This window comes from Dyadobacter chenhuakuii, from assembly GCF_023821985.2.
Taxonomy (GTDB): domain Bacteria; phylum Bacteroidota; class Bacteroidia; order Cytophagales; family Spirosomataceae; genus Dyadobacter; species Dyadobacter chenhuakuii.
The window spans coordinates 5,750,768-5,777,294 of sequence record NZ_CP098805.1; the positions used below are offsets into that span (position 1 = coordinate 5,750,768).

Annotated in this window: 25 protein-coding genes and 1 riboswitch; of the genes, 7 read left to right on the forward strand and 18 right to left on the reverse strand. The window is 46.0% G+C overall.

Going from position 1 to position 26,527, the window contains the following annotated elements; translation table 11 throughout:
- The first annotated feature begins 83 nt into the window (after window positions 1-83).
- A riboswitch (SAM riboswitch) is annotated at window positions 84-191 on the forward strand.
- 124 nt (window positions 192-315) lie between these two features.
- Window positions 316-1,365 carry a homoserine O-acetyltransferase MetX gene (gene metX / locus NFI80_RS24135; protein ID WP_233797079.1) on the forward strand — a complete coding sequence of 350 codons (1,050 nt, stop codon included), beginning with the start codon at window positions 316-318 and terminating at the stop codon, window positions 1,363-1,365.
- Window positions 1,366-1,462: 97 nt separating this feature from the next.
- Here the strand turns inward: metX and NFI80_RS24140 are convergent, their stop codons facing one another.
- From NFI80_RS24140 to mobA, 5 genes are all read right to left on the reverse strand, one after another.
- Window positions 1,463-2,233 carry a glycerophosphodiester phosphodiesterase gene (locus NFI80_RS24140; protein ID WP_235164095.1) on the reverse strand — a complete coding sequence of 257 codons (771 nt, stop codon included), beginning with the start codon at window positions 2,231-2,233 and terminating at the stop codon, window positions 1,463-1,465.
- Between the two features lie 175 nt (window positions 2,234-2,408).
- Window positions 2,409-4,721, reverse strand: a complete 2,313-nt coding sequence (locus tag NFI80_RS24145; RefSeq protein ID WP_235164096.1) for an FdhF/YdeP family oxidoreductase — start codon at window positions 4,719-4,721, stop codon at window positions 2,409-2,411.
- A 2-nt stretch (window positions 4,722-4,723) separates the two neighbouring features.
- Window positions 4,724-5,092, reverse strand: coding sequence for a DUF7009 family protein (locus tag NFI80_RS24150; RefSeq protein WP_235159403.1), 369 nt, complete (start codon window positions 5,090-5,092; stop codon window positions 4,724-4,726).
- The gene (gene fdhD / locus NFI80_RS24155; RefSeq protein ID WP_235164097.1) at window positions 5,089-5,922 is read right to left on the reverse strand and encodes a formate dehydrogenase accessory sulfurtransferase FdhD; all 834 of its coding nucleotides are present in this window, start codon (window positions 5,920-5,922) and stop codon (window positions 5,089-5,091) included. The genes NFI80_RS24150 and fdhD overlap by 4 nt, the downstream gene beginning before the upstream one ends.
- A 4-nt stretch (window positions 5,923-5,926) precedes the next feature.
- Window positions 5,927-6,517 (reverse strand): molybdenum cofactor guanylyltransferase, encoded by a 591-nt coding sequence (gene mobA, locus NFI80_RS24160; RefSeq protein ID WP_235164098.1) that lies wholly within the window; start codon window positions 6,515-6,517, stop codon window positions 5,927-5,929.
- 56 nt (window positions 6,518-6,573) lie between these two features.
- Here mobA and NFI80_RS24165 point away from each other — a divergent pair, with 56 nt between their 5' ends.
- Window positions 6,574-7,617, forward strand: a complete 1,044-nt coding sequence (locus NFI80_RS24165; RefSeq protein ID WP_233797108.1) for a hypothetical protein — start codon at window positions 6,574-6,576, stop codon at window positions 7,615-7,617.
- Window positions 7,618-7,748: 131 nt separating this feature from the next.
- Entirely contained in the window at window positions 7,749-8,852 is a 1,104-nt protein-coding gene (mnmA, locus tag NFI80_RS24170) for a tRNA 2-thiouridine(34) synthase MnmA (protein WP_235164099.1), read from the forward strand.
- A gap of 151 nt (window positions 8,853-9,003) precedes the next feature.
- Here mnmA and rlmB read toward each other — a convergent pair whose 3' ends face one another.
- The 4 genes from rlmB to NFI80_RS24190 all read right to left on the reverse strand — a co-directional run bounded on the left by rlmB (window position 9,004) and on the right by NFI80_RS24190 (window position 13,034).
- Entirely contained in the window at window positions 9,004-9,774 is a 771-nt protein-coding gene (rlmB, locus tag NFI80_RS24175; RefSeq protein ID WP_026628216.1) for a 23S rRNA (guanosine(2251)-2'-O)-methyltransferase RlmB, read from the reverse strand.
- Complete coding sequence (locus NFI80_RS24180) at window positions 9,750-10,955, reverse strand: GWxTD domain-containing protein (protein ID WP_310587988.1); 1,206 nt, start codon at window positions 10,953-10,955, stop codon at window positions 9,750-9,752. Before NFI80_RS24180 ends, rlmB begins: the two co-directional genes overlap by 25 nt.
- Before the next feature lie 147 nt (window positions 10,956-11,102).
- The gene (locus tag NFI80_RS24185; protein ID WP_235164101.1) at window positions 11,103-11,993 is read right to left on the reverse strand and encodes an SDR family oxidoreductase; all 891 of its coding nucleotides are present in this window, start codon (window positions 11,991-11,993) and stop codon (window positions 11,103-11,105) included.
- A gap of 120 nt (window positions 11,994-12,113) precedes the next feature.
- A complete protein-coding gene (locus NFI80_RS24190) occupies window positions 12,114-13,034 on the reverse strand; it encodes an aspartate carbamoyltransferase catalytic subunit (RefSeq protein WP_235164102.1) in 921 nt (306 codons plus the stop codon).
- Window positions 13,035-13,195: 161 nt separating this feature from the next.
- Here NFI80_RS24190 and NFI80_RS24195 point away from each other — a divergent pair, with 161 nt between their 5' ends.
- Window positions 13,196-13,642 (forward strand): transcription elongation factor, encoded by a 447-nt coding sequence (locus NFI80_RS24195; protein WP_233797068.1) that lies wholly within the window; start codon window positions 13,196-13,198, stop codon window positions 13,640-13,642.
- A gap of 3 nt (window positions 13,643-13,645) precedes the next feature.
- Here NFI80_RS24195 and NFI80_RS24200 read toward each other — a convergent pair whose 3' ends face one another.
- Entirely contained in the window at window positions 13,646-14,362 is a 717-nt protein-coding gene (locus NFI80_RS24200) for a YebC/PmpR family DNA-binding transcriptional regulator (RefSeq protein ID WP_233797067.1), read from the reverse strand.
- Between the two features lie 100 nt (window positions 14,363-14,462).
- Here NFI80_RS24200 and NFI80_RS24205 point away from each other — a divergent pair, with 100 nt between their 5' ends.
- A complete protein-coding gene (locus NFI80_RS24205; protein WP_235159412.1) occupies window positions 14,463-14,921 on the forward strand; it encodes a GNAT family N-acetyltransferase in 459 nt (152 codons plus the stop codon).
- A 349-nt stretch (window positions 14,922-15,270) separates the two neighbouring features.
- Here NFI80_RS24205 and NFI80_RS24210 read toward each other — a convergent pair whose 3' ends face one another.
- Window positions 15,271-15,591 (reverse strand): heavy metal-binding domain-containing protein, encoded by a 321-nt coding sequence (locus NFI80_RS24210; protein ID WP_233797065.1) that lies wholly within the window; start codon window positions 15,589-15,591, stop codon window positions 15,271-15,273.
- A 170-nt stretch (window positions 15,592-15,761) separates the two neighbouring features.
- Between NFI80_RS24210 and NFI80_RS24215 the strand changes: the two genes are divergently transcribed.
- The gene (locus tag NFI80_RS24215; protein ID WP_233797064.1) at window positions 15,762-16,334 is read left to right on the forward strand and encodes a nitroreductase family protein; all 573 of its coding nucleotides are present in this window, start codon (window positions 15,762-15,764) and stop codon (window positions 16,332-16,334) included.
- Window positions 16,334-17,314 carry an ABC transporter ATP-binding protein gene (locus NFI80_RS24220; RefSeq protein ID WP_235164103.1) on the forward strand — a complete coding sequence of 327 codons (981 nt, stop codon included), beginning with the start codon at window positions 16,334-16,336 and terminating at the stop codon, window positions 17,312-17,314. Before NFI80_RS24215 ends, NFI80_RS24220 begins: the two co-directional genes overlap by 1 nt.
- Window positions 17,315-17,318: 4 nt before the next feature.
- On the opposite strand, the gene NFI80_RS24225 is transcribed toward NFI80_RS24220, so the two are convergent.
- The 7 genes from NFI80_RS24225 to NFI80_RS24255 all read right to left on the reverse strand — a co-directional run bounded on the left by NFI80_RS24225 (window position 17,319) and on the right by NFI80_RS24255 (window position 26,490).
- Window positions 17,319-19,889, reverse strand: a complete 2,571-nt coding sequence (locus tag NFI80_RS24225; RefSeq protein ID WP_235164104.1) for a DUF5686 and carboxypeptidase-like regulatory domain-containing protein — start codon at window positions 19,887-19,889, stop codon at window positions 17,319-17,321.
- Window positions 19,886-20,446: a SanA/YdcF family protein gene (locus NFI80_RS24230; RefSeq protein ID WP_310587955.1), complete on the reverse strand. Its 561-nt coding sequence runs from the start codon at window positions 20,444-20,446 to the stop codon at window positions 19,886-19,888. Before NFI80_RS24230 ends, NFI80_RS24225 begins: the two co-directional genes overlap by 4 nt.
- Before the next feature lie 221 nt (window positions 20,447-20,667).
- Window positions 20,668-23,472 carry a DNA gyrase/topoisomerase IV subunit A gene (locus NFI80_RS24235; protein ID WP_235164105.1) on the reverse strand — a complete coding sequence of 935 codons (2,805 nt, stop codon included), beginning with the start codon at window positions 23,470-23,472 and terminating at the stop codon, window positions 20,668-20,670.
- 169 nt (window positions 23,473-23,641) lie between these two features.
- Complete coding sequence (locus NFI80_RS24240; protein ID WP_235164106.1) at window positions 23,642-24,295, reverse strand: NUDIX hydrolase; 654 nt, start codon at window positions 24,293-24,295, stop codon at window positions 23,642-23,644.
- Window positions 24,296-24,325: 30 nt separating this feature from the next.
- Window positions 24,326-24,565 (reverse strand): DUF2442 domain-containing protein, encoded by a 240-nt coding sequence (locus tag NFI80_RS24245; protein ID WP_233797059.1) that lies wholly within the window; start codon window positions 24,563-24,565, stop codon window positions 24,326-24,328.
- 29 nt (window positions 24,566-24,594) lie between these two features.
- Complete coding sequence (locus NFI80_RS24250; RefSeq protein WP_026628202.1) at window positions 24,595-24,828, reverse strand: DUF4160 domain-containing protein; 234 nt, start codon at window positions 24,826-24,828, stop codon at window positions 24,595-24,597.
- Window positions 24,829-24,903: 75 nt separating this feature from the next.
- Window positions 24,904-26,490 carry an NAD(P)/FAD-dependent oxidoreductase gene (locus tag NFI80_RS24255; protein ID WP_235164107.1) on the reverse strand — a complete coding sequence of 529 codons (1,587 nt, stop codon included), beginning with the start codon at window positions 26,488-26,490 and terminating at the stop codon, window positions 24,904-24,906.
- Window positions 26,491-26,527: the final 37 nt, after the last annotated feature.

Below are 26,527 nucleotides of genomic sequence, written 5' to 3' on the forward strand. Positions count from 1 at the left end.
GAATTTGTGCTTTTGTTTGCATTTTCAGGCATCTGCGCTTAATATTGCAGGATCAAGTCAGTTGCTTCACCTTGTGTGCGATTGATTTATAAAGAAGAGGCGAGAGAATGGGCTCAATGAACCTCTGGCAACCTGCTACCACAATGGAGAAAGGTGCTAATTCCCACCTAAGTTATTAGGAGATATAAACTCAATTCGCGTGAACTTACAGTTAGAAATTTCCGTAAGCCGGATGGCTTTATTCTCGCATCTGCCCTGTGCATTCCACGGGACAGTCTGTTAAATTTTTGAATTAAAACCTGTGCTCTGGCACTTATGCAAGCGGAACAAAAAACATTTAAATATCCTTACGCCTACGCGCTGGAAATGGGCGGTGAATTGCCAGGCTTCGAACTGTCATACACCACTTATGGAACGCAGAATGCTGAAAACAACAACATTGTCTGGATCTGTCATGCATTAACGGGCAGCTCCAACGCGGCCGAATGGTGGGATGGCCTGGTAGGGGACGATAAGTTTTTTGACCCAGCCAAATATTTCATCGTTTGCGTGAATGTCCTGGGTTCGGCTTATGGCTCTACGGGTCCGCTGAGCATTAATCCCCGGACGCATAAACCTTTTTACAGATCATTTCCGACTATCACAGTTCGTGATGTGGTTGGTGCTATGGATCTGCTGCGGCAGGAGCTGGAAATTAAGAAGATAAAACTTTGTATTGGCGGTTCCCTGGGTGGCCAGCAAGCGCTCGAATGGGCGGTGGAAGTGCCCGATCTTTTTGAAGAACTGATCCTGATCGCCTCCAATGCACTGCATTCGCCGTGGGGCATTGCTTTTAACGAGTCACAGCGGATGGCGATTGAGGCGGACCCGACTTTTAATGATGGCACGGACGAGGCCGGAAGCATGGGTATGCGGGCCGCGCGATCCATTGCATTGCTATCATACAGAAATTACGACACCTATAATTTTACCCAGGCGCGTGATAATCCGGATCAGATCGATGATTTCCGGGCATCGTCCTACCAGCAATACCAAGGCGATAAGTTTGTGAAGCGGTTTAATGCCTATTCTTACTGGGTGCTTTCCAAGATCATGGATTCGCACAATGTAGGCAGGAATCGCGGCGGAATTGTGCACGCATTAGGCTTGGTTAAGGCCAAAACATTAGTATTAGGCATAAAATCCGATTTGCTGTTCCCATTATCCGAGCAACAATTTCTGGCCAGGCACATTCCGGACGCTGTTTTCCAGGAAATCGATTCGTTATATGGCCACGATGGCTTTCTTATTGAATATAAGCAGCTTACCCAAGTGATCAGGGCGTGGCAGGAAACGAATGGCAAATTGCAAACCGCAAAGATCTGAACATTAGTATCTAACATTAAGACTTAAGGAACATTAAGACATAAAAAAGCGCCGCTCAGAGGTTTCTCCGGGCGGCGCTTTTTGCGTTATAGTAATGCTATTTTGTTATTTTCAAAAGCAATTCCGGCTCGTTTGTGGTAATGTAATCGACGCCTTTTTCAAGAAACCATTTCATAGATTCTTCGTCATTCACCGTCCAGACATTGGTTGTCAGTTTTTTATCTCTGATATCGGCAATGTATTCTGGCTTTTTCTTCAACACATTCTGGTTGTAATCGATGCCATCCAGTCCTGCGGCTTGAATTTCATCCGGCGTTTTGTCTCCGTTCAGATATTCGACGTGTGCTTTCGGAGCCAGTTCTTTTACTTTTTTACAAACATCAAAATCAAAGGCAATGTAATCCGTAATGCCTTCCACTTTTAATTTTTTTACCATTTCCACACATTTGGTAGCCAGTGCTAGCGAGCGTTCTTTGCCCATCGAAGAAGTTTTGATTTCCAGGATCAGGCGTGTTTTCTTCTGTTTTGCGCCCGCTTTCAGGTAAGCTTCCAATGTTGGTAATGCCGTTCCATCTTCTAATTTGATCTGGGAAAGCTCCTGGGAATTGGTTTTTTCAATATGCGTTCCTTTGATCGAATGGTCGTGAAGCACATAAATGACCGAATCTGCCGACATATGCACATCAAATTCACTACCATAGCAGCCCAGTTTGATGGCATGCTCCAATGCGCCAATAGAATTTTCGGTTACGCCGGTATTTTTCCACGCGCCACGGTGCGCTATAACTTTGTTTTTATTTTGAGACATGCCTTCAAAAGCGGTCAGACTCAGCAAACCAACAGCAACAATGGATAAGAATTTTTTCATTTTTTTAAATTTGGACTTATATAAAAAGAACACATTAACCTGAATTTACCCTGAACCATGGTCCAAAGCAGATTCGAAAATTAAAGCTAGTTTCGGTCAGCGGTGTTAGCTCAATGTTAAGTTTCAAAAAGCATCTTCCTCCAAGTCGAATCTTTTTAAACTCCGTTTTAATGGTTCATGCGCTTAAATGCTTGCGAATTGTGAGAATAACCAGTTTGGAAGTCGGCGTGTTGCTTTTATCTGCCACGCTGTTAATAGGAACGAGGACATTCGTTTCAGGAAAATAAGTGGCTGTGCAACCTTCCGGAATCGGGTAGGGGACAACGACAAACTTGTACGCAACCCGCTCAATGCCGTCATAATGGTTATACAGATCCACCAGATCGCCGCTTTTCAGATCCCGTTTTGCGATGTCATTTTCGTTCATCAAAATCACGCGCCGCTCGTTGTGAATGCCTCGATAACGATCATTCAGGCCATAAATCGTGGTGTTGAACTGGTCGTGGCTGCGGATGGTCATCATCATCAGCTCATCCTCTTTCAGTTCGGGATCAAATAGCTTGCCGATATTGAAATGCGCTTTTTGAGACAATGTGTCAAAATATCCGTCCCGGTTGCAATTGGGTAAATAAAATCCGCCTGGCACGCGTACGCGCTCATTATAGTTATCAAAGCCTGGAATTGTCCTTTCAATGTCAGCGCGGATCACGTCATAATCTTCGGCGTAAATGTCCCAGTTAATCTGGCTTTTCCGGCCCAAAACAGCTTTCGCCAGCCTGCAAATGATCACCGGCTCACTCAGTAACTGATCCGAAACCGGCGGCAAAACGCCCTTGGAAAGCTGAATTACGCCCATTGAATTTTCACAGGAAATAAACCTGCTTTCACCCTTATGCATATCCATATCGCTTCTTCCCAGGCAGGGAAGGATCAGCGCTTGTTCACCCGTTACCAGATGGCTCCGGTTCAGCTTGGTCGAAACGTGTACTGTCAGGCGGCATTTGCTGAGCGCTTCGGCTGTAAATCTTGTATCCGGTGTAGCACTCAGAAAGTTGCCTCCCATCGCAAAAAATACCTTGGCACTGCCTTCGTGCATGGCCTTAATGGACTCTACCACGTCGAATCCGTGTTTTCTGGGAGGAGCAAAATGAAAGTTGCGCTCAATGGAATCCAGGAACTGGTCCGTTGGCTTCTCAAAAATTCCCATCGTCCGGTCGCCTTGCACATTGCTATGGCCGCGTACAGGGCATGTGCCCGCGCCCGGTTTGCCAATGCTGCCTTTCAGCAACAGCAGGTTTACAATTTCTTTGATCGTGTCCACTGCATTCTTATGCTGCGTCAGGCCCATCGCCCAACACGCGATAATCTTGCTTTTCCCGGCCAAAACGTCCACAACCTGCTGAATCTGGCCTAGCGAGATGCCGCTGATGCGTGCGAGTTCCTGCGCATCCAATTCTTTCAGATGCTGGATGAAGTCGCTATAACCTGCTGTATTATTTGCTATGAAGTTTCGGTCGAACACCATTCCCGGATTGCGTTTCTCTTCTTTAAGCAGCAGTATTTCGATGGCTTTCAGCAATGCAAGATCACCGTTGATTTTGACTTGCAGGAAAATGTCGGTCAGGGCGGGATTAGCTCCTAAAATTCCCTGCACTGTTTGTGGATTATTGAAACCCATCAAACCCGTTTCAGGCAAAGGATTAATTGAAATGATCGTCGCGCCATTCGCTTTCGCCTTTTGCAATGCGGTAAGCATGCGCGGATGATTGGTCCCCGGATTTTGTCCTAAAATCATAATGACCTCAGCCTCGTAAAAATCATCGAGTTTCACGGAGCCTTTCCCGATGCCCAGCGATTCCCCCAAAGCAACGCCGCTGCTTTCATGGCACATATTGCTGCAATCGGGCAGGTTATTGGTGCCAAATTCGCGTACAAAAAGCTGATATAGGAAGGCGGCTTCATTGCTTGTCCGGCCGGAAGTGTAAAAAACGGCCTCGTCTGGCGATGCCAACCGGTTCAGTTCCAATGCAATTTTTTCAAAAGCAGCTTTCCAGGAAATGGGCTGATAAAACTTCCCGCCTGGCGGCAGAAACATTGGCGCAGCAATCCGGCCTTTGCCGCCAATTTCATAATCAGACAGCTTTCCTAATGCTTCCACCGAATTCTGAGCAAAGAATGTCGCGTCCAGTTTCTTCAATGTTGCTTCCTCGGCAACCGCCCTGGCGCCATTCTCACAATATTCCGCAATGCCCGAGCGCTCATCGTCCGGATCGGGCCATGCGCAGCTTGGGCAGTCGAAACCACCTTTTTTATTCAGGTTAAAAAGCGCTTTCATGCCACGCTGCACACCTGCCTCGCTAATGGTTTTCTGAAAACTGGAAACAACAGCCGGAATGCCGGCAGCCACTTTCTTGATCTCCGTTTTTTTGAGGCCGGTTAATTTATCGGGATTTTCAGCCCCGGCAACATTACGCTGGTCATTGGGCATGGTTAACAGGTTTTTGCAGGGTTTTCATAATTATCCGATTGATCCTCAGTAACATTATCCAAGCATTTGAAATCTTTCTCAATCAGTAATTTCAAGCTGCCATTGTTGCCAAACAACATTTCTCCGTCATAACCTACCACATTATTGTCCGCCCATCCATCGGTCAGTTGTTCAGGAATGTGTAACAAGATCTTACCATTCCGGAAATCTGCGGTGAGTTCGGAGACGTCAGCAGATTTTTTTACGCCATAAATAAATAGAGAATCACCAAATGGCGTGACTTCTTCGAGATAACCTTCTGTACTGAGTTTTTGGATATCAGTCCTGCTCAATCTATAACGCACAGAATTGCGTTGAATGCGTATTTTCATAATTCTGAAATTCTTTCGAAACCTGAGTAAATATTGAACTTGTCATTTTTTAAAAAACCAATCAGCGTTATGTTGCTTTCTTCGGCCAGTTTTACAGCCAGGCTGGACGGCGCACCAATGGCGGCCACCACCTGAATGCCAGCCATCCCGGCTTTTTGGATCAATTCGAAACTTGCCCGTCCGCTCAGAAGCAGGATTTTGTCGGCAAGCGGGAGCAGGTCGTTTAGCAGCGCATTTCCAATCAGTTTGTCCAGTGCATTATGCCTGCCTACATCTTCCCGCAAGGCAATAAAATCTCCGTTAACATCAAAAAGCGCCGAGGCATGCAGTCCGCCGGTGGTTTCAAAAATACTTTGCTGCACATTCAGCTGATCTTTCAATGAGAAGATAACTTTCTTGCTTACCAGCAACGTGTTATCATCATTTTGATACGCCGAAATCGTCTTGATTGCATCAATGCTGGCTTTCCCGCAAACTCCGCAACTGGATGTGGTGTAAAAATTCCTTTCCAGCGAATTAATCACGGGCACAAACGCTTCGGCCAGATTGACAATCACTTTATTTTCATCAGAAATATCATTTGCAGCCGCCTTAACCTGGCTTTTTTCTGCAACAATGCCTTCCGTAAACAGAAAACCAACCGCCAGCTCATCGTCATTGCCCGGCGTCCGCATCGTTACAGAAATACTTTTTTTGATCTTTTTTCCGGATTCAATGTAGGAAAGCTGAATTTCCAGCGGTTCTTCCACAGCCAGGTCGTCTTCCGCATCCTTGTTGCCGCTGCTGGTTATCACCCTGATGCGCTGCTGCGCTATTGCATTGATTTCCATTTAATTAATTTTCATGATGAACATTGAGAGCCGCTTTAACCTGATCATAAGCCTCAGGAGAATCGACACTGAGCATTACTTTTTCTGATACTGGAATGTATTTTTCAGCATTAATTTCCCTCAAAAAATGCTGCAAACTGTGATGTCCGCGCTCGAAACGTTCGAGTAGAAGCGGCGCCGCATCCTGCGCATACCAAGCAAGTAACGGCTCATATTTTTCTTCGGAATTGTAAAAAGCCGCGGCAATAGTGCCCTTTTGGATAGCGGATAAAAAATCGGAAAGAGCATCCGCCGTAAGGAAAGGGTAGTCACAGCCTGCTATCAGAAAGTCTGCATTCGGGTAAGTTTTAAATGCTGAAAGTAAAGCGGCCATCGGGCCAATGTCTTCAAATTCAGGTAAGTCGGCCAGTGTTTTTTTATTTTCAAAAATCGAAGATTGTGTGCGGTTGCAGGAAATAAAGACTTCGTCACACAGCGGTGAAAGGAGATTTATCACACGATCGGCCTGCGTAATGCCAAAATATTGCAGCTGGCTTTTGTCCGTGCCCATTCGCAAACTTTTCCCGCCACAAACTGCCAAACCGTATAATGCCATAATTCTATAACGAAAGTCTCGTCTAATTTAATCATTATAAAATGTTAACTTCCTCTATGGAACATGGTGATGTTAAAATTTTAAAGAAGAAGCCAATTTATCCCGTCAGCGCGGAGCTGCGGAAATATCTGCGATTTTACCAGCGCGATGCAAAGTTGCCGGTGGGCTATGTTGACCTGCTCAATTTTTATGAGTCTTTTCCGGTCATGGATAAAAATGGCAAGGATACCCTGTGGGAAAGTCCGCTCTATCCACCTCATGAAATCGACCGGTTGCATAACGGCCTAAAAAAAGCTTACGCCATGCTGAAAGCATCAGGTAACCTGCGCATTGTTGAGCACAAATACATCGACCGCATTGATTATTGCAAATTCGGAAATTCCAATCCGTTTAGAATCAAGATTGTAAACCGGCTGAATGACATTTACGACTATTTTTATGTCAAGAAAGCAGACGCATCCAGGATTTATGGCCTGGAGCTGGAAGAAATTTTTTCTCCAAATCAGGTCAATTATCTGGTGGATGGCGATAGTCTGATCGAAGAGCACATTGCGGGCATTCCCGGTGATGAATTTGCCAGGACACGTTTACGCGAGCCCGATTATAACCCGATCCGGATTGCCAAAGAATTCGTGAAATTCAATGAACGCTGCATGATCACACTGCTTGGGGACATGCGTTCCTACAATTTCGTCATGCAAATCACCCCGGATTTCGACGATTTCCAGTTCCGTCTCCGCGCCATCGACTTTGACCAGCAATTTTATGAAGGCAACATCAAAGTGTATATGCCCCAGTTTTTCAAAGAAAACCGGCCATATGTGGAGCTCGCCATGGAATATCTGACCGATAAAACCGTGCTGCAATATCAGCAGGAAGAGCAATCGTCGATCATGTACCAGGCCCGAAGCGAAAGATACCGGCTCAAAGAACTTCGCGACGTTTCGATCAAGGACAACATTTCAACCATCGACAACATTCACCAGCTTCGCGAAGGACTGTTCAAGCATTATTCAGACAATCAATATCATCGGTGTGAAAGCATGACCGACATTATTGAATTGAATATAAAGAATGTCATCCGGCAGGTGAATGCTTAGCGAAATTGCGGGCCTGCGGATTATAAATCTTACCTTTGCATTTTATAAGGAACAAATGTTGGCTGAGTAGCTGTTAAAAAATTTCAACTTAAACAAAATCGGAAGGCATTCAACCTTCGCAGATTCCCGGAATGAGCAAACACGGACGTATTTTGGTCGCCATGAGTGGCGGCATCGACAGCTCTCTTGCAGCTGTTATGTTACACGAACAAGGTTACGAGGTCATCGGCATGACCATGAAAACCTGGGATTACGCCAGCAGCGGCGGCACCAAGAAAGAAACCGGCTGCTGCTCCCTTGATTCCATCAACGACGCACGGACTATTGCTGTCGAATTGGGTTTCCCACATTACATCCTGGATATACGCGCTGAATTCGGCGATTATGTAATCGATCATTTTACAGGCGAATATCTGGAAGGCCGCACGCCTAATCCTTGTGTTTTGTGCAACACGCACATTAAATGGGATGCTTTGCTCAAACGGGCAGATCGCCTGGATTGCGAGCACATTGCAACGGGACATTATGCCAATATGCAGTTCCATGACGGCCGTTACTATGTTTCCAAAGGCATTGACAGCTGGAAGGATCAAAGCTACGTGCTATGGGGTGTTTCGCAGGAAAGCCTTGCCCGCACAAAATTGCCATTGGGTTATCTGCACAAATCAGAAATCCGGGAAATGGCCCGGGAAAGGGGCTTTATTGATCTGGTCAACAAATCGGAAAGCTATGAAATCTGCTTTGTGCCGGATAATGATTATAGAGGATTTTTGAAAAGAAGAATTCCTGGATTAGAAGCCGAAGTGGCAGGTGGAAATTTCGTTTTTGAAGATGGCACAATCGTGGGAAAACACGAAGGTTATCCATTCTATACCGTCGGCCAGCGTAAAGGCCTGGGCATTGCATTGGGCAAACCCGCATTCGTTACCGAGATTAGGAAAGAGACAAACGAAGTGGTGCTAGGCGACTTACCCGACCTTTTCAGGGACGGAATGTATGTTAGCAAACTAAATTTGCAGAAATACGCTTCACTCGAAAAGCCATTGGAAACGGTTACCAAAGTGCGCTACAAGCACGACGGAACCCCTGCCATTATCGAGCAAATCGAACCAGACAAAATCATCGCCCGCTTCCACGACGGTGTAAACGGCATCGCACCAGGGCAAGCTGCTGTATTTTATGAAGGAGATGATGTGGTTGGTGGTGGGTGGATTATGAAGAGTTTTCGGCAGTAAGCTGCCTTGATCCTGTCACGGGTTCACTGTCAGCCTGGGCGAAGGCGCGTTACCAAGGAGTAGAGCGCCATGTCAGCCTGAGCGGAGTCGAAGGCACGTTACCAAGGAGTAGCGCGCCTTCGACCAGGCTGACAAGCATAGAATTGCAATATTACTTAATCCGCTGCCTCACAGCTTCATAAAGGACAATCGAACTAGCCACAGAAACATTCAGCGACTCTACTTGTCCGTTTAGCGGAATCCTTGCTCCGGAATCTGCTAGCTGGATGAATTCTTTTGAAATCCCATCTTCCTCTGAACCCATGATTATGACCGTAGGGATTGAGAAATCAATTTCGTAAAGTGATTTTTCTGTTTTCTCTGTACAGGCAATGATCTGTAAACCGCTGTTACGGAGATATTGTAATGTCTCGTAAAGGTTGGGCTCACGGCAAACGGGCAGGAAGTTCAATGCACCGGATGACGTTTTCATTGCATCCGCATTGATCTGCGCGCCACCTTTTGTGGGTACGATAAGCGCCTGTACGCCAGCACATTCAGCGGTCCTTGCGATAGCCCCGAAGTTTCTTACGTCTGTGATTCTGTCTAAAAGAAGCAATAATGGTGTTTTGCCTTCCTCATACACCTGCGTGAGCACGTTGTGAAGGGGCATATACTGGATCGGGGACACGAAAGCGATAACGCCCTGGTGATTTTTTCGGGTTACGCGGTTAAGTTTTTCAACCGGAACCCGCTGAAAGGGAACGCCTAGTTCCTTTGCGAGTTTCTCAATTTCAGCAAGTCCAAACTCTCTCTGAATGAATAATCGTTCTATTTCCTTGCCTGAGCGAAGGGTTTCCAATACTGATTGCGTACCAAAAACCATGTCGGCCTGGGACTGTCTTGGGGCGGGTTTTCTTACCGTATACTGCCGTTTCTCCATGCTTCTACAACTGGATACCAAATAGGCTGGTATTCGGCGTACCGAACCAGTTCATAATGATCATCCACGAATTGATTGTTTTTTCTGTTAAATGTAAAATTGACGTTCTGCGCATTGCCGCGTTGATCGTAGGTCCATACTTCCCGATCTTTGCTGCGCTGAACTTTATCCGGCGGCCCTAACACGATATAGATCATGCCTTTATCGGTTTTCCACCCTTCTTTATATGTTGTAAAAAGCTGGTTAGCTTCTTCAACCCGACCATAAAACGAACGAATGGATTGCTGTGCCAAAGGCGCATTTCCGTTCATCAATGTCAGCCAATATTTATCCAGTGCTTTTTTGTAATCTTCTGCTTTCTTGATTTCGTTAATCTCATTGTTTGTGCTCATGTAAAGCAACGGCCCGAGCAGGTTTCGCGGACGTGTCATCTTCGGAAAGCGCTCATTGACAACGAGTATGCCTAAGCCTTCTGATTGTGTTGTATCTGCAAAAATGTTATAGAGACCTTCCTTCGTAAACGTAATCTGCTGGTCAGAATTGATCGTAAACGAGCTGTCAACTTCAAGCGACTTGGCAACATTCTTTGCAGCAATGTTCATCGGTGACCCGGCCGCTTCAAAATCGTGATTGTAGTAAAAAACTTGCAATTGCTCACTTCCGCCGGATGCCTTTTTTAATGTAAATGGCTCGTTTGAATTGATATAGTGCCTTTGCAACGGCTGATTGCTGTTGGTTGTGTAAATGCCGTATGTTTCGTTTACGCCCTGTTTTTTGAACCTGATTGTGAGATCATTAAGGACTTTCTTCAATGTTCCTGTCTGACTTATTTCACTTAGCAAAACACCATATTCCTTGTCCGGGCTTTTAAGATCGTAGGAGATCACTATCTTCTGTCCGATCTGGGAAACATTGGACGAATCCAGCTTTACATTGCCATAACCAAGCCGATCTCTCGTTCCATAATCTGAGTAAATGACGTAATTGAGGTTATATAAGCGAATGAAGTCGGCAGGAGCGATGGGGTTTTTGCCTTTGAAAGCATCCACGTAAAGGTAAACTTTCGCCTGTGTGCTGTCTTTTATCAGATATTTACTTTGAATCGCAATCAGGGAGAGTTCTTCGTTAACCGGCGCAGATTGCTGAGAGGGGCGGACCTGGGCTTCGGGCAATTGCTTCATCGGCTTGTTGGACGCGCATCCAGCTAGCAGCGAGGCAGTTAAAACACAGATATAAAAGCTTAAAGTAGTTCTCATGTACATGTTTTCATCATTTGTCAAATAACGAACGAACAGGTAAAATTACCCAATAAAACGGTAAGAAAATTTTTATTCTGGTTTCTTGCTGTTCCGGTTGGCATTTTTAATCTGATCTTCAATTGCATCCCACTGATCGTCAGTGACTTCTTTCAGGAAATTGAACTGCCCGGCAGCCAGCACTTCACCTCCGTCCAGGGTAATGACTTCGCCCGTCATATAGGCCGAAAAATCAGACATCAAGTAAGCTGCGAGATTGGCCAGTTCCTGATGATCGCCTACGCGTTCCAGCGGAATGCGGCTTTCAAGGGAGAATTTCTTGGCTAATTCTTCCGGAAACAGGCGCTCCCAGGCTCCCTTGGTAGGAAATGGTCCGGGTGCAATGGCATTGAGCCTGATGCCATGATCCGCCCATTCGAAAGCCAGTGATTTGGTCATGGCCAGCACACCCGCTTTCGCCATCGCGGAGGGCACAACCCAGCCCGAACCCGTCCAGGCATACGTTGTTGAAATATTGAGAACCGTTCCTTTAATGTTGTTGTCAATCCAGTATTTGCCCAAAGCGAGCGTGAAATAGTAGGTTCCGCGCAAAACAATGTCCACCACCACATCCACTGCCTTGTAGGAAAGTCGTTCGGTAGGACTGATAAAATTTCCTGCTGAATTATTCACCAGCCCATTTACGCTGCCAAACTTCTCAATGGCTTTTGCGATCACATTTTCGATCTGCTCGTTTTTGCGGACGTCACATTCCACAGCGAGAACATTGCCTCCCGTGCTCTCTTGGAGTTCTTTCGCGGTTTTTTCAAGCACTTCGAGCCGTCTGCTGCAAATCACAATGTTGGCGCCGAGCTTCAAAAAGTAAGTGGCCATGGATTTGCCTAAGCCAGTTCCGCCGCCGGTAACAATAATGGTTTTGCCTTTCAGTGCATCGTCGCGCAGCATTCCTTCCGTGTGAATCATCAGAATCGGTTTTTGTGGATGCTGGTAAAGGTAAAATTTTATCTAAAAATAGTCCCTTACACGCCGGAATATATTCGCGTGCACATTATGCGGCAGGAAAATGGGGAAATCGAAATTTGGCTATTGCTGGGCAAGCAGATAAAGCACCGCCATCCGCACCGCGACACCGTTTTCGACCTGGTTCAGAATGATAGAATGGCTGGAATCGGCCGCGTCGGAGGAAAGCTCAACGCCGCGGTTGATCGGGCCCGGGTGCATGAGGACAATATCTTTGTTCAGGCTGTCCAGCATGGCTTTATTAATGCCGTAATAAAGTGAATATTCCCTTAACGATGGGAAATACTTGATCTGCTGACGTTCAAGCTGAATGCGGAGCACATTGGCCACATCGCACCATTCCAGCGCTTCTTTTACATTATGACTAATTTTTACACCCAGTTCATCCAAATGCTTGGGAATCAATGTGGACGGCCCACAAACCATCACTTCTGCTCCTAGTTTTTGCAAACAAAAAATATTGGAAAGCGCCACACGCGAATGTGTAATGTCGCCGATAATGGCAATTTTCCTGCCGGCCAGGTCGCCCAGCTTTTCTCGCATGGAAAATGCATCTAGCAAGGCCTGTGTAGGATGCTCGTGCGTGCCGTCACCTGCATTGACAACATTGGCAGGGATACGTGTGGAAAGATAATGGGGAGCTCCGGGGCTGCTATGACGCATGACGATCATATCCACTTTCATAGCCAGGATGTTATTGACCGTATCGAGCAGTGTTTCGCCCTTCTTGACCGAACTCCCGGAAGCAGAAAAATTTACCACATCCGCAGAAAGACGCTTTTCGGCTAGCTCAAAAGAAAGCCTTGTACGGGTGGAATTTTCGAAAAAAACGTTTGCTATGGTAATGTCCCGAAGCGATGGGACTTTCTTGATGGGCCGGTTAATGACGTCCTTGAACTGAGTTGCTGTGTCTAAAATGGTTTGAATGTCATTCTCGTTCAGGTTTTTAATTCCAAGTAAGTGCCGGACCGAAAGTTTTGTCATTGCTGGTATTCAAGAAAGTTTGGCAAAGATAATAAGGAACCCGGCAACGCGAAAACGCATTTGGAAATTTCCCCTTCCTATTTCTTCATCGCAGCTGACTATCTTTGGAACCTTACCGGGGATTTTCCGGTGAAGAAGAAAGCTTAAAAAATCGGATCAGAATGAATAAGGCAGCATTAATAACTTATCTGAAATCACTTCTGGAAGAGCGGATGATGGTGGCTTGGAACGCGATGGAAGCTGCGCAATCGTCGGCGAATGATCAGGGGAAAAGCTCAATGGGCGATAAATACGAAACTTCCCGGTCTATGGGGCAACTGGATAGGAATATGCACGCCAGGCAATACGAGCAGGTGCGGCTGGAAAGATTGGTTCTGGAAAAAATACACGATAATGAAGTTGCCGTACGGGCAGCAGTAGGATCATTACTGGAAACCAGCGCGGGCTGGTTTTTGATCGCTGTGAGCCTGGGAGCAGTAAAAATAGAAGAAGAGACCGTGATAGCAGTCTCTTCTTCATCGCCGGTTGGCGCGTCGCTGCTGGGAAAAGGACCCGGCGACCAATTTGAATTTATGAAACGACAACACAAGATTATCGCCTTGCATTAAGCATTAACCCATGTTGTGGTAAACGCGCTGCACGTCATCGTCGTCCTCGATCTTCTCAATCAGCTTTTCAACTTCCGCAACTTCATCGTCGGTCAGCTTTTTGGTATCATTTGGGATGCGTTCAAAATCCGCTTCTACGATTTCATAACCGTTTTCTTCCAGATAATGCTGCAAAGCGCCGAATGCCGTGAATTCTCCGTAAATGTTGATGAGGTTGGTTTCTTCATCTAAAAAAACCTCTTCACCGCCCACGTCGATCAATTCGAATTCGAACTCTTCCAGATCTTTGCCACCAGCATTTTTGATCTTAAAAATACATTTCCGGTCAAAAATGAAATCCAGCATGCCCATTGTGCCGAGACTTCCGCCCAGCTTATTGAAATAGCTCCGCACATTCGCCACCGTTCTTGTTGGATTGTCTGTTGTGCTTTCCACGAGGATTGCGACGCCATGCGGGCCGTAACCTTCGTACACCATTTCTTTGTAATCCTCCTGGTCTTTTGACGTAGCGCGTTTGATAGCCCTTTCTACGGTGTCTTTGGGCATGTTGGCAGCCCTGGCGTTTTGTAAAAGAACCCTGAGCCTTGCGTTTGTATTAGGATCAGCGGTTCCGCTTTTTACAGCAAGGACAATATCTTTTCCAATCCTCGTGAAGGTTTTGGCCATTTTGTCCCAACGCTTGAACATCCGCGCTTTTCTATATTCGTAAGCTCTTCCCATGCTTAGCTTTGTAAAATGTTATGTAGTTAATTCGCTGCAAATTTATGAAAGACGATTTAATTCAGGTAAAAATATATTCTTTCAAGAACAACTGTCACAAATGGATTTAAAATTAGCCTGGAAATTCAAAACTTTCGAGGAGCTCGATACAAACGAACTTTACAGCATTCTACGATTGCGAAATGAGGTGTTTGTGGTCGAGCAAAGATGTAATTATCTGGATACAGACGGTAAGGATCAGAAGTCACATCATTTGTCGGGCTATGCGGATGGGCAGCTTATGGCTTTCGCTCGCATTTTGCCACCCGGCGTTTCGTACGAGTATCCATCCATTGGCAGGATTGCGGTTGCTGCTAAGGGAAGAGGAAAGGGTTATGGCATCGAACTGCTGAATGAGTCGATAAAAAAGGTGGAATTGTTGTATGGCAAAAGCATCATACGGATCGGGGCACAGTTGTATTTAAAGAAGTTCTACGGCTCCTTCGGCTTCGTGCAATCCAGCGAAATTTACCTTGAAGACAACATTGAACACATTGAAATGACGCGTCAGATATGCTGAAAATAGAGGTGGTGAAAAGATTGGGGAATGAATTCCCGGATTTGACGAATAATTAAACAGCAACGCCTTTTAGGATTGTTCAGATAGGTTTAAATAACTGTATCATTCCGATTTTTTGTAGTAAGTAATCTACATAAATCTAAAAAAACTTTGATAAATTTTTGTCTGTTTGCTTTTGTTTGATAATTTGGCACAGAATTTTAGTTATTAGTATTCAGTCAAGCAAATTGTTGCCTGGGACTGACGCCCTGTCAGACACCCAATAACATTTTTGACGAACACTGATAGAGGAGGGTTTACGTGGAATGGCCTACTGTAATGCGGTAGGCCATTTTTTTGTTCCTACTCGTTACTCAAAGCAAACTGCGGTGCCGTTTGCGCTTACCATCAGCATCGAGCTGTTTCCACCAATGGTTTCCAGATCAATGTCGACACCAATCACCGCGTTAGCGCCTAATCTTTGCGCCTGATCCATCATTTCACGAATAGCAATGCTTTTAGCCTCCCGCAGGCCCTGCTCATAAGAGCCCGAGCGACCGCCTACCACATCCCGGATCCCGGCCAGAAAATCTTTGAAAAAGTTGGCGCCGATAATGGCTTCACCATTTACCAAACCAATGTACTTAATGATTTTTTTGCCTTCAATGTTCGGAGTAGTAGTAACAAGCATCTTGTGTCAGGTTGGTTGAAGTGAAATTTATTGAGGCCAATTTAGCGGATTTCACCAAGGAGCCGCCCAAATTAATTGTTTAACGGCAAAGTTGTGCACGATGTTGGTAAATTTTACTTACAGATTGCTAGCTTTGTTTTTTTGACAAATCAGAAGTAAATTTTATTGCAATGGAACAAACAGTTGAGGCAGTTAATCAGGTAATCCGTAACCGACGCAGTATTTTTCCGCCCAGTTATATCGAAAAAGACATTCCCGAAGACGTCCTGATGACGATCCTTGAAAATGCAAATTACGCCCCAACCCATAAATTGACAGAGCCCTGGCGTTTTGTAGTTTATAAAGGCGAGAGCCTGAACAAGCTTGCAGGATTTTTCACGGAAAGATATCGCACAGTGACGCCTCCCGAATCATTTTCACAGGCAAGATATGACGCAGCAGGCGAGAAAGTGCTTAAATCCAATGTCGTGGTGCTGATCTGTGCCGAACTGCATCCGGATAAGCTTCCGGAATGGGAAGAGACTGCTTCTGTGGCTTGCGCAGTGCAAAATATGTGGCTTACAGCAACAGCTTATGGCATTGGTTCTTATTGGAGCAGCCCGGGCGTGCTCGACCTTCTGGCCAAATTTGCTGGCATCCCCGAAAATCAGAAATGTCTTGGATTGTATTTCATGGGTTACCACGATGCACCGGAAGCGCCGGCCCGTCGCACGCCTATGGAAAACAAGATTACCTGGGCATAATGAAGAAAGACAAAATTACCCTTCGCGCGCAATCCCTTACGAAAAGCTTTGGCGTAAAGCCGGTTCTGTCCAACATTGATTTACAACTCAATGCGGGCGAATGGCTTGGTATATTGGGCGAAAGCGGGTCGGGTAAAAGCACCTTACTCCGTATCCTGGGACGTTTTCAGGATGCGGAGGAAGGTAAAGTCTTTTTCAAAGAAGAGCAATTAAAACCGGTGAGCGGCGAGCTCATTCCCGGCCACGAATCCATCAAGCTCATCCACCAGGAATTTGAGCTTTTCCCTAATCAGACCGTTGAGGAGAACATTGCGTACTCGCTGCGATTTTATAATGCAGATTATAGAAAGGAAAAGGTAGCTGAACTGCTTTCCATCACGGGTTTGGAATCTGTAAAAAGTCAAAAAGCCAAGCTGCTGTCCGGCGGTGAGAAACAGCGGACTGCGATTGCAAAAGCATTGGCTGAGCAGCCGGATGTCTTGCTTCTCGACGAGCCGTTTGCGCACCTGGACAATCACAACCGCCGCGTGTTGGCCAGCGCCATTGAAACCATGCGGAAAGAGCAGAGAATGTCCTGTGTGTTCGTTACGCACGAAGCCGCAGATGCCCTGGCCTGGTCGGACCGGATTGCGGTGCTCCGCGAAGGTAAAATTATTCAGACGGGAACACCACAGGAGGTCTATAACCAGCCGGTTGACAGTTATGTAGCTGAGCTGACAGGCGATATAAATTGGCTTGCCGGCGATGTAAATTCCAAGCAATTTTATATCCGCCCGGAGAAAATCAAGCCTACAAAAAATCCGGAAAAGAGCAGATGGCAGGGGAAAGTGGAGGCGATCCGGTTCCACGGAAATCATTGGGAAATCCGCTGTGTTAATGCCAAAAAGGAGAAATTATCCTTTTACAGAAACAGAATGGACATGGAAGTAGGGCAGGTGGTGCATTTAACTTATGCATCCAAAGATCTGAAACGCATCTGACCGCTTACAGGCTGAACCAGAAAGAAATCTTGACTGCAAATGGCGTCACATTCGGATTGCTGAGGTAAGTAAGTCTGTGCACAAAGTCAATACGGCCTGCCTTGAAAATATTGTCAATGCCATAGCCAAGCTCAATGTAAGGCCTGTCTTTGAGTTTATTAAATGCCTGAATTTCATTCCCCGACTCATCCGTCGTTGTCGAAAGTGACAAGTTTGCATCCGAAACACTGCCATAGAAAACCCTTCCTGTTGCCAGCATGCGCAGTTTCAGCTTGCGGATAGCGGGAATCCTGTTCAATAAAAAGCCTTCGAAATTGTGCTCAACGCGCAACGCAACATAGCGGTCGCTCATGAATTCGAAGTATCGCATAAGGTTAAATGCATTGTCCACATAAAACAGCGACTCGTTCCCTAGCGGCGTATAAAGCAATGGGTAAGGCAATGTGGAAGGAATGAGGCCGAATGTCACATTGTAATAAGTGCGGCCGATAACGCCAAAGCGGAAACTCTGCTTAATGTTGAAGGAAAATTTATTATAATTAAAATCTCCACCTAGGAAGTTCTTGATTCCCAATGTGTAACGCAATGTAAAGGCGGGCGAATTGCCGTTTCCCATGCTGATGCGCTCATTATCATTTTGCAAAAAAGTCTCCTTGCTCGCGAGGCGCGTTTCCAGGTTTATCTCAGTGATATCAAATGTGCTTTTCACCGGAGATTCAATGCCAGCCTCAGGATTTGTTTTATAGGTAAAAGGAAATAACGGCCTGAAATCACGGTGGCGGATCTGGATGCTCCCGGTTAATCCTTTCACCAATTCCCTTTTGAAATAGGCAGAAATGTCTTCCTGCCAATAGGCCCTGCGGAAAGCGCCGAAACGTGAAAATGCCCCGAACAATGTGTTAGGCCCGATCGTCTCCGCAGAAACACCAAGCCGTTCCAGATCTTTGGAATAACTGATGCCAGCCATCGTCCAGGGTTGCCGGTCGATAATGTAATCCATCCCCGCGCCATATTTGAAAGCCTTATCTTTCGTTCCATAAGCACCATAACCACTGAAAATCCACTTCCTGCTGAATCCGGGATCCGTTTTGAAACCCAACCTGAACCGGTGGCCTTCAACCTTATTATTGGCATACAAATACAAATAAGGACCAATGTCAATGTTCCATTTGTCGATTCGCTTGTAGCCGTTTACCAGGATATTCAGGATTTCGGTGTAAGTTTTCACCACCGGCAGCATTTTCAGTGAATCGACAAGCTGGAAAGAAAGCAACTCGTTCGCACTCAGCGATTCCGGGCGACTTTTTTGCCAATAAGCCGAGTCATGCTGCATGTAATCCTCTTTCAGCTCAATGGCCGTGTCGTAAAATTTGGGATCGCGCGGACTATTGATCTTGTATTTTGAATTGGCTGAATAAAACTTCAACAACATGCCGGCAGTCTGCTTTGTAGGCTCATCTACATCAATCAGCACCCGCGTTTTCGACGTTACCCATTCGTTTTGCTCTTCAAAAAACTCGTAGGACTGCTGAACCTTGATCTTTTCAATGAAATTCAAATTTGCGCGCTTGCCCACACTTACGTCCATTTGTGTCAGCGCATATGTTTCGCCATCCACCCAAAACGACCCTATGAATGCCAGGTCCTGCTCGTGTTTAGGCTCAAAATCAATCTGATAATCATACTGGTCGCCGTTTTTTACACTGTCGGACAGATAATATTCATAGTAAACCTTCCAGCTGTCGGCAATGGGGGAAACAAAGTCTTTGTCTAAGATATTCAGCCAGTTATTATAAAAATTATACTGCTGAAAGGACGATCCGATCAACTGTGAGACGAGGCTCCCGTCGGTGAGGCCTACGCCGGAGACTTTGGTTTTATTAATGATCTCCTTCTTTTTCTTCGGATTACGGCGATAATAAACGTCTGATACTGATTCGGATATGAAAATTGGAATGATTGTCTCACCGTTTTCTCCCTTCACCTCATCATATTTATCAACGATATGCGTCATCTTCTTGACAGACTTCCTGTTCCTGAATTTGTCAGACAGGTTATCAATGTCAATCTGAATCTTATTATAGCTTTCATACTCGTAAGCGTCCAGTTGGTCTGTGTTGTTTTTGTCTTTCCCTGCAACAATTTTACGCATAATGGCATAAGCCGGATTTTCCCCGGCAAATATCCTGACTTCTTTCAGCTGCAATGTTCCCGGAGAAAGTTGTATGTCAATGGTTTGCTCAGTGAGGTCGGGTTTGATCGGTTTGCTTTTGCTCTCATAGCCTACATAGGTAACAATGACCGAGTCCGCTGGAGGGGTGAAAGTGATTTGGTAGAAGCCGTCGAAATTAGTTGTAGCGCCTGCCAGTGAGGCTTTTATGCCAACATTAGCAAAAGGAATGGCGTCACCGGTTGTCGCGTCCGTTATCTTCCCTTTGATCGTGTAAGTGGTCTGCGAGAAAGAGTTGGTAGTACAAACTAATGCAAATAGGAGCAGGCAAAGTAATGTTTTTTTCAAGCTATATGTCTGGATCGGTGCGTGTGCCGAATCATTTCCCTCATTCCAATTTCTCATTTTTTTCTTATCTCATTGTTTGAGGTAACATCTGCCGCGGGACGCAATATATGAACGTCCAGAACAGCCTTCGGCCTTGCCAGATACTCGCGCACCAATGTACGGAGCGAATATCCGTCCGGCACATCCTGCGCTGCAAATGATATGGCATTAATGCCTTCATTATGAGCGATATAGAGTGCCCTTGCATTATGGAAATTTTGTGAAATGATCGTGAAGTTGTCCTGATTAAAAACCTCTTTGCAACGAATGATCGAATCAAATGTCCTGAACCCAGCATAATCCAGTGTCATGACGTTCTCGGGTATTCCCAGGTTCAGTAACGCTCTTTGCATATCAAGCGGTTCATTATAGTATTGGGAATCATTGTTTCCGCTCAGAATAATGTACTTGATTTTACCCTCTTTAAACAACCGGGCGGTCGCCTCCATCCGGTATTTGAAAAAAAGATTTTCCTTCCCCTTCTCGGATTTCTTGCTCGTCCCTAGCACAAGCGCGACGTCATTGGAAGGCAGGTTCTCGATTGAAAAATAATTGTACTGCCTTGTATTATACACCACCCAGAGGTTACAAAGCAAGATAAAAACCATGCACGCAAATAATAAGAGTAATATGGTTTTAATCAAATTTTTCACTCGTATACTTGAAGTTGTCTTCTAATGTACCAACTCTTTGTAATATTCCGGTCTTTTGTACACGATGTTATACTAGTAGACTGTACGCATCGGGCAGCATTCATCGTTGCTGATTTTCTTTTTATTTTTTTTTGATTAATCACTTAAAAAAGCCCCAGCTGGTTTTTCTCATCCTTCCGTTTTTTAGGCTCTTTTTTTGGCTTTGTATCGGATTTTGCGTCTTCGCCAGTCTCAGATTTTGAGTCGTCCGTCTCTGGTTTTGCCTTATCGTCCGCTGGCGGAATATCTCCCGCATTGTCTTCTTGTTCGGCAGCTTCCGCTTCCTTAATGTCTCCATCTGCAACTTCCTCAGTGGCAATCTCCTCACCCCCAACGTCCTCAGTAGCGCTGTCTTCATCCGAGACCTCCTCATTAGGAACTTCTGCTATAACTGCTTCTTCCTCCGGTTCTGGCAGCGGTTCCAGCCAGCGAACGTCCTTGAACTTGTCGTTAGGAAGCTTGTTTCCCATTGCCCGCCAGCCGCGCACATCGACCATTTCTTCAATCACATATTCTTCTTTTGATTGCTCCTTGGTGGCTGTTTTGGGTAAGATAACTTCCAATCTCGGGCGCTTATCGGTGCTGGCCAGCAGTAACTTACTGTTTTTGGCGTCGCTGATAAACAAGAATTTCTTGTCCCGCGTCGAAGTCTCAATGTTAAATCGTTTAATGAAATGGTTTTTCTGGCCGCCGTCATAGTACAATGCGGTAATAGCCATTTTCGGATCAAACTTTTTGACCAACACCACTTCATTAGAGACGTAATGATTGGTCAGGTCAAAGTTCGTAAGCTCGTAAGACCCTTCTTTATAAATAACCAGAATGCTGTCGGAGGGACCGAAGTTGCCTAAATATTCTCCTCGTTCATCCCGGTTCAGACGTCCGATAATCGGATCGAACCACATATCAACGCCGCCTAATGTAGAGCGGCCGGCCTGTTTTAATATAATTTTCCTGACAGGATATTTCGTCAGAATGTTTCCCATTGCACTGCGGTTCTTGATCAGCAAGTCTGCAAAATTGAAGTCAAACTGCTTCACTTTTGCTTTGCTCTGAGCCGATAAACTCACCGCAATGATTTCAGCTTCACCGTTTTCATTCGCTGTGAAATAAGTGATCTTGGATTTTGGCGTGCCCTGTGTAAGGTCGTACTCACGATCGCGGGTGACTGCGGTGATCTGGCATCTTTTAATGTAGGAAACGCCCGTTTTGCCATCCAGATACACGAGGTTATAAACCATCCGCTCATCGTTTTTGACAAAAACCGCACAGTGAATAATGTCTTTCCCGACGAAAACCTTTTCTTGGATTTTCGTAACCAAACATCTCCCGTCGGATTTGAAAACAATAATGTCGTCAATGTCGGAGCAGTCTGTTACGAATTCGTCTTTTTTGAGCCCGTAACCGATAAAACCTTCGGCTCGGTTCACATATAATTTTTGGTTGTTGGCTGCCACAATGTTCGCCGAGATCTGGTTGAATGCCCGGATTTCGGTTTTGCGGCCACGGCCTTTGCCGTATTTTTTGAGCAGGTCTTTGTAATATTCAATGGCAAAACGGGTGATATGCACGAGGTTATCCTCGGTTTCAGCCAATTCTTCCTGCCACTTTTTCATCAACTCGTCCGCCTTGTAACCATCGTATTTTGAAATACGCTTGATCTTGATCTCGGTCAGCTCTACAATGTCTTCGTCCGTTATTTCTCGGTAAAATTGCGGCTTGTAGGGTTCAAGTCCTTTGTCAATGGTCCGGATTACCGCCTCGAAAGTTTCGCATTCTTCAATGTCCCGGTAAATGCGGTTTTCAATGAATATTTTTTCCAGAGAACCATACAGGATCTTTTCCAGCAATGCTAACCGCTTGATTTCAAGCTCGCGTTGCAGCAAATGAACCGTCTGGCCCGTGTTGTATTTTAAAATTTCGGTTACCCCAACAAAATGCGGCTTGTCGGCGATGATGATACAGGCATTGGGCGAAATGGAAACTTCACATTCCGTGAATGCATAAAGCGCGTCCATCGTAATGTCGGGCGATACACCTGGTGCCAGATGCACCTGGATCTCCACCTCTGCAGCCGTGTTATCGACCACTTTCCGGATCTTGATTTTCCCCGTATCATTGGCCTTAATGATGGAATCAATGATGGAAGTCGTCGTAGTCCCGAACGGAATATCGCGGATAACAAGCATTTTCTTATCCTCTTCCTCGATCCGCGCCCGAACCCTTACTTTTCCGCCTCTGTGACCATCATTATAATTTGAAATGTCAATTTGCCCGCCGGTCAGGAAGTCGGGGTAAATGGTAGCTTCCTTACCTTGCAGAATGCTAATCGACGCTTCGATCAGCTCGCAGAAGTTGTGCGGGAGAATTTTGGTAGATAAGCCTACCGCAATTCCTTCAACGCCCAGGGAAAGGAGCAGCGGAAATTTAACGGGCAATGTTACCGGCTCGCGCTTACGGCCGTCATAGGAAAGCTGCCATTCGGTTGTATCGTCGTTGAAAACAATTTCCTTTGCAAAGCGCGACAAACGGACTTCTATATAACGCGCCGCAGCAGCCCCGTCGCCCGTGCGGATATCTCCCCAGTTTCCCTGGGTGTCAAAAAGCAATTCTTTCTGGCCAATGTTTACAATGGCGTCGTAAATGGAGGCGTCGCCGTGCGGGTGATATTGCATGGAAGAACCTACCACATTGGCAACTTTATTAAAACGGCCGTCGTCCATCTCGTTCAACGCGTGCATAATGCGCCTTTGAACGGGCTTAAGGCCATCTTCTACAGCTGGAACCGCGCGTTCCAGAATTACATAAGATGCATAATCAAGAAACCAACTTTCATATAGTCCCGAAATGGGCAGTTTATCGTGCAATCCGCTATCTTCTACGTCAGGCGTAGCTCCGTTTTCGTCCATAAATGAAGGAGGAACCAGGTTTTAAGTACTCAGTAAATATTTGTAAGGCAATCGTTATCAGCCGGTTCGGGATACAGCGCTGAGCTATTCCAGAAAGACGGAACAGCGCAGACTTGACCGGAAGATCGATTTGAATTACCTGCTAATATAGCAAATAAAGCGTTAATTTCTAGCTTTCCGGGTCACCTTCCGGCGCGTTCAGAACAGTCAAAAGCTCACTGATCATCATCGCTGTGGCACCCCAGATTTTGTATCCCTGCACCATATAATGCGGTGCATGAACCTGTTCGCCACGGACTTGTATGTCGCTGGAACCGATAATTTCAATATCATAAATTTCTTCTAATTTGATCTCAAAAATATCTTCCACCTCCCGCGGGTCGGGATAAAAGTCGGGGCGGTAAGGCATTGCGGCAATCACAGGGAGAACGTAAAAGTTACTCGCCGGGATAAATAATTCGGTAAGAACGCCCAGGATTTTGACATCATTCAAGCGTAAGCCGATTTCTTCCTGCGCTTCGCGCAAAGCGGTGCGGATCAGGTTTTCGTCTGTATTTTCAAATCGTCCGCCAGGGAATGCCACTTGTCCGGAATGTACGCCGTCGTAGGCCGGGCGAAGGATCAGCGGGAAATAGATTTCGTCTTTATAAGGATAGAATAAAACCAGAACGGCGCTTTTTCGGGTGCGGGCGTTGGGTTTGAAAGTCAGTCGGAGCTTTGAAGAAGCCTGCATGATCCGGTGCGCTGATTCCCCCGGCAGCGGATATTTCAGTTTTTGAGTGAGTGCATTAACAAACAAGGAAAAAGATCCCAAAGTGGCCATAGAGGCAGGTTGTTGAGTAGAGTGTTGGTGTCAGATTTTGGCATAATGCAGCTCGCGCTTGAAATCGAAAAGACTTTCCAGGCTCAGGTCTTCGTCAATTTCTTCCCAGTGCAGGCTGTTGCCCTCAGGGCCAATCTCAAAATTTTGGCGTTGTTCCTTGCTTGCATTTTTAAGCCTGGCAAACCATTCAAGTGGATTGCCAATGGTATGTCCGCTTTCCGTAACAACATAAATATTCGAGTCGTCGAACCATACGTTTTTAATTTTCATATCATTCAAAAGTTAGAAAATTAACATGCTCATTCGCCGTGAAACTGCTGCCACTTTTCAGTGATCAGTTCTTTGTTTTCTTCAACGAGCGCCTCAGCAAGCACGAGATCCTTAGGCTTAATGCCATGACTTTCAACCAGTTTAACCGGGTTTATTTCAAACTTGGCGGTTCCGTCCGCATTGCGGACATGAATATGGATGGGTAAATGTTCAAGGCTGTAAAAGAAAAACTTCATCCCGAACATTCTGAAAATCTCTGGCATAAAATAGTGTGTGATACAGAATTTCTTCCAAACGTCATTGATACAAATATAACAATACAACGACGGATACCGAAGTTATTGGATTTTCTTGTTGGCGTATAATTTTGCGAGTTGCTGGGCGCAGCGTTCGCCGTCCATGGCGGCCGACATGATGCCCCCGGCGTAACCGGCTCCTTCGCCGCAAGGGAACAAGCCTTTCAGTTCAGGATGCTCGCAGGTTTCCTGTTCGCGGGGGATACGTACGGGGGAGGAAGTCCGGCTTTCAACACCAATCAACTGCGCGTCACCAGACATATAACCTCTCATTTTTTGCCCAAAATCAGAAAGTGCTTCGCTGAGTGGAAAGGCAATTTCAGCTGGCAAAATCTCCCGCAGGTCAACAGACTGCAAGCCCGGCTGGTAAGATGTGTCACGCAATTGCGAAGAAACTTTTCCTTTTACAAAATCCACAGCCAGCTGAGCCGGAGCGGTTTGTGTGGCACCGGCAAACTGGCAAGCTGCCTGCTCAATCTCCTTCTGATATTGCAAGCCAGCCAATGCACCGAATTCTTTAAACGGCAAAAGGTCATGCTCTTCGATCGAAACCACAATCCCTGAATTGGCATATGGCGAATCACGGCGGGAAGGCGACATGCCATTTACGACCACTTCCCCGGAAGCCGTCGCCGCAGGCACAATGAACCCGCCCGGACACATGCAAAAGGAGAAAACGCCTCGCTGAATGCCTTTGTAGCGCGTTTGAGTTACCAGACTATATGAAGCAGCCGGCAAGTATGGCCCACGGTCTTTCTCGCAATGATACTGGATCTTATCAATGGTGTTTTGCGGGTGCTCAATACGAACGCCCATCGCAAATGATTTGCTCTCAATGAGGATCTTTTTCGCATCCAGCAGCTCGTAAATGTCCCTGGCCGAATGTCCCGTTGCCAGGATCACGCCAATGCCCAAATGTTCCTTATTATCATCAGTAATAACACCCTTTAACTCACCTTTGGCAATGATGAAGTCGGTTACTTTTGTGTCAAAATGAATTTCGCCGCCGGCTTTCAATATGCTTTCGCGCATTTCGGAAACGACAACTGGCAGCTTGTTGGTGCCGATGTGCGGGTGTGTGTCGATGAGGATCTGCTCACTGGCTCCGTGGCCTACAAAAATCTCCAACACCCGGCGAATGTCACCGCGCTTGTTGGAACGCGTGTACAGCTTTCCATCCGAATAAGTCCCGGCACCGCCTTCGCCAAAGCAATAATTGGATTCAGGATTAACAATGTGCTCCTTATTAATAGCAGCCAGGTCACGGCGTCTGGCGCGCACATCTTTTCCCCTTTCAAAAATCACCGGCTTAATGCCCAGCTCAATCAACCGTAATGCGGCAAACATGCCTGCCGGACCGCAGCCAATGATCAATGCCTGGGGCTTTTTGCTCACATCGGGGTAATCCAGTTGGAAGCCGATCAGCGAAGGCGGCGTTTCGTTGACATAAACTTCTGCCTGCACATTCACTTTTACTTGCCGGCTGCGGGCATCGATGGATTGGCGGGTTTTGCGGATAATGGGCGTGTCGTTGTGACGCAGCCGCAATTTTTTAATGATATGCTGACGAAAATTCTCGTCGTCCAGCGCGATTTCGGGCGCCAGGGTCAGTTGAAGCGTTTGGTGCATTGGGAAAGGGATTTAGCCTTTAATGCTGCAAAGGTAA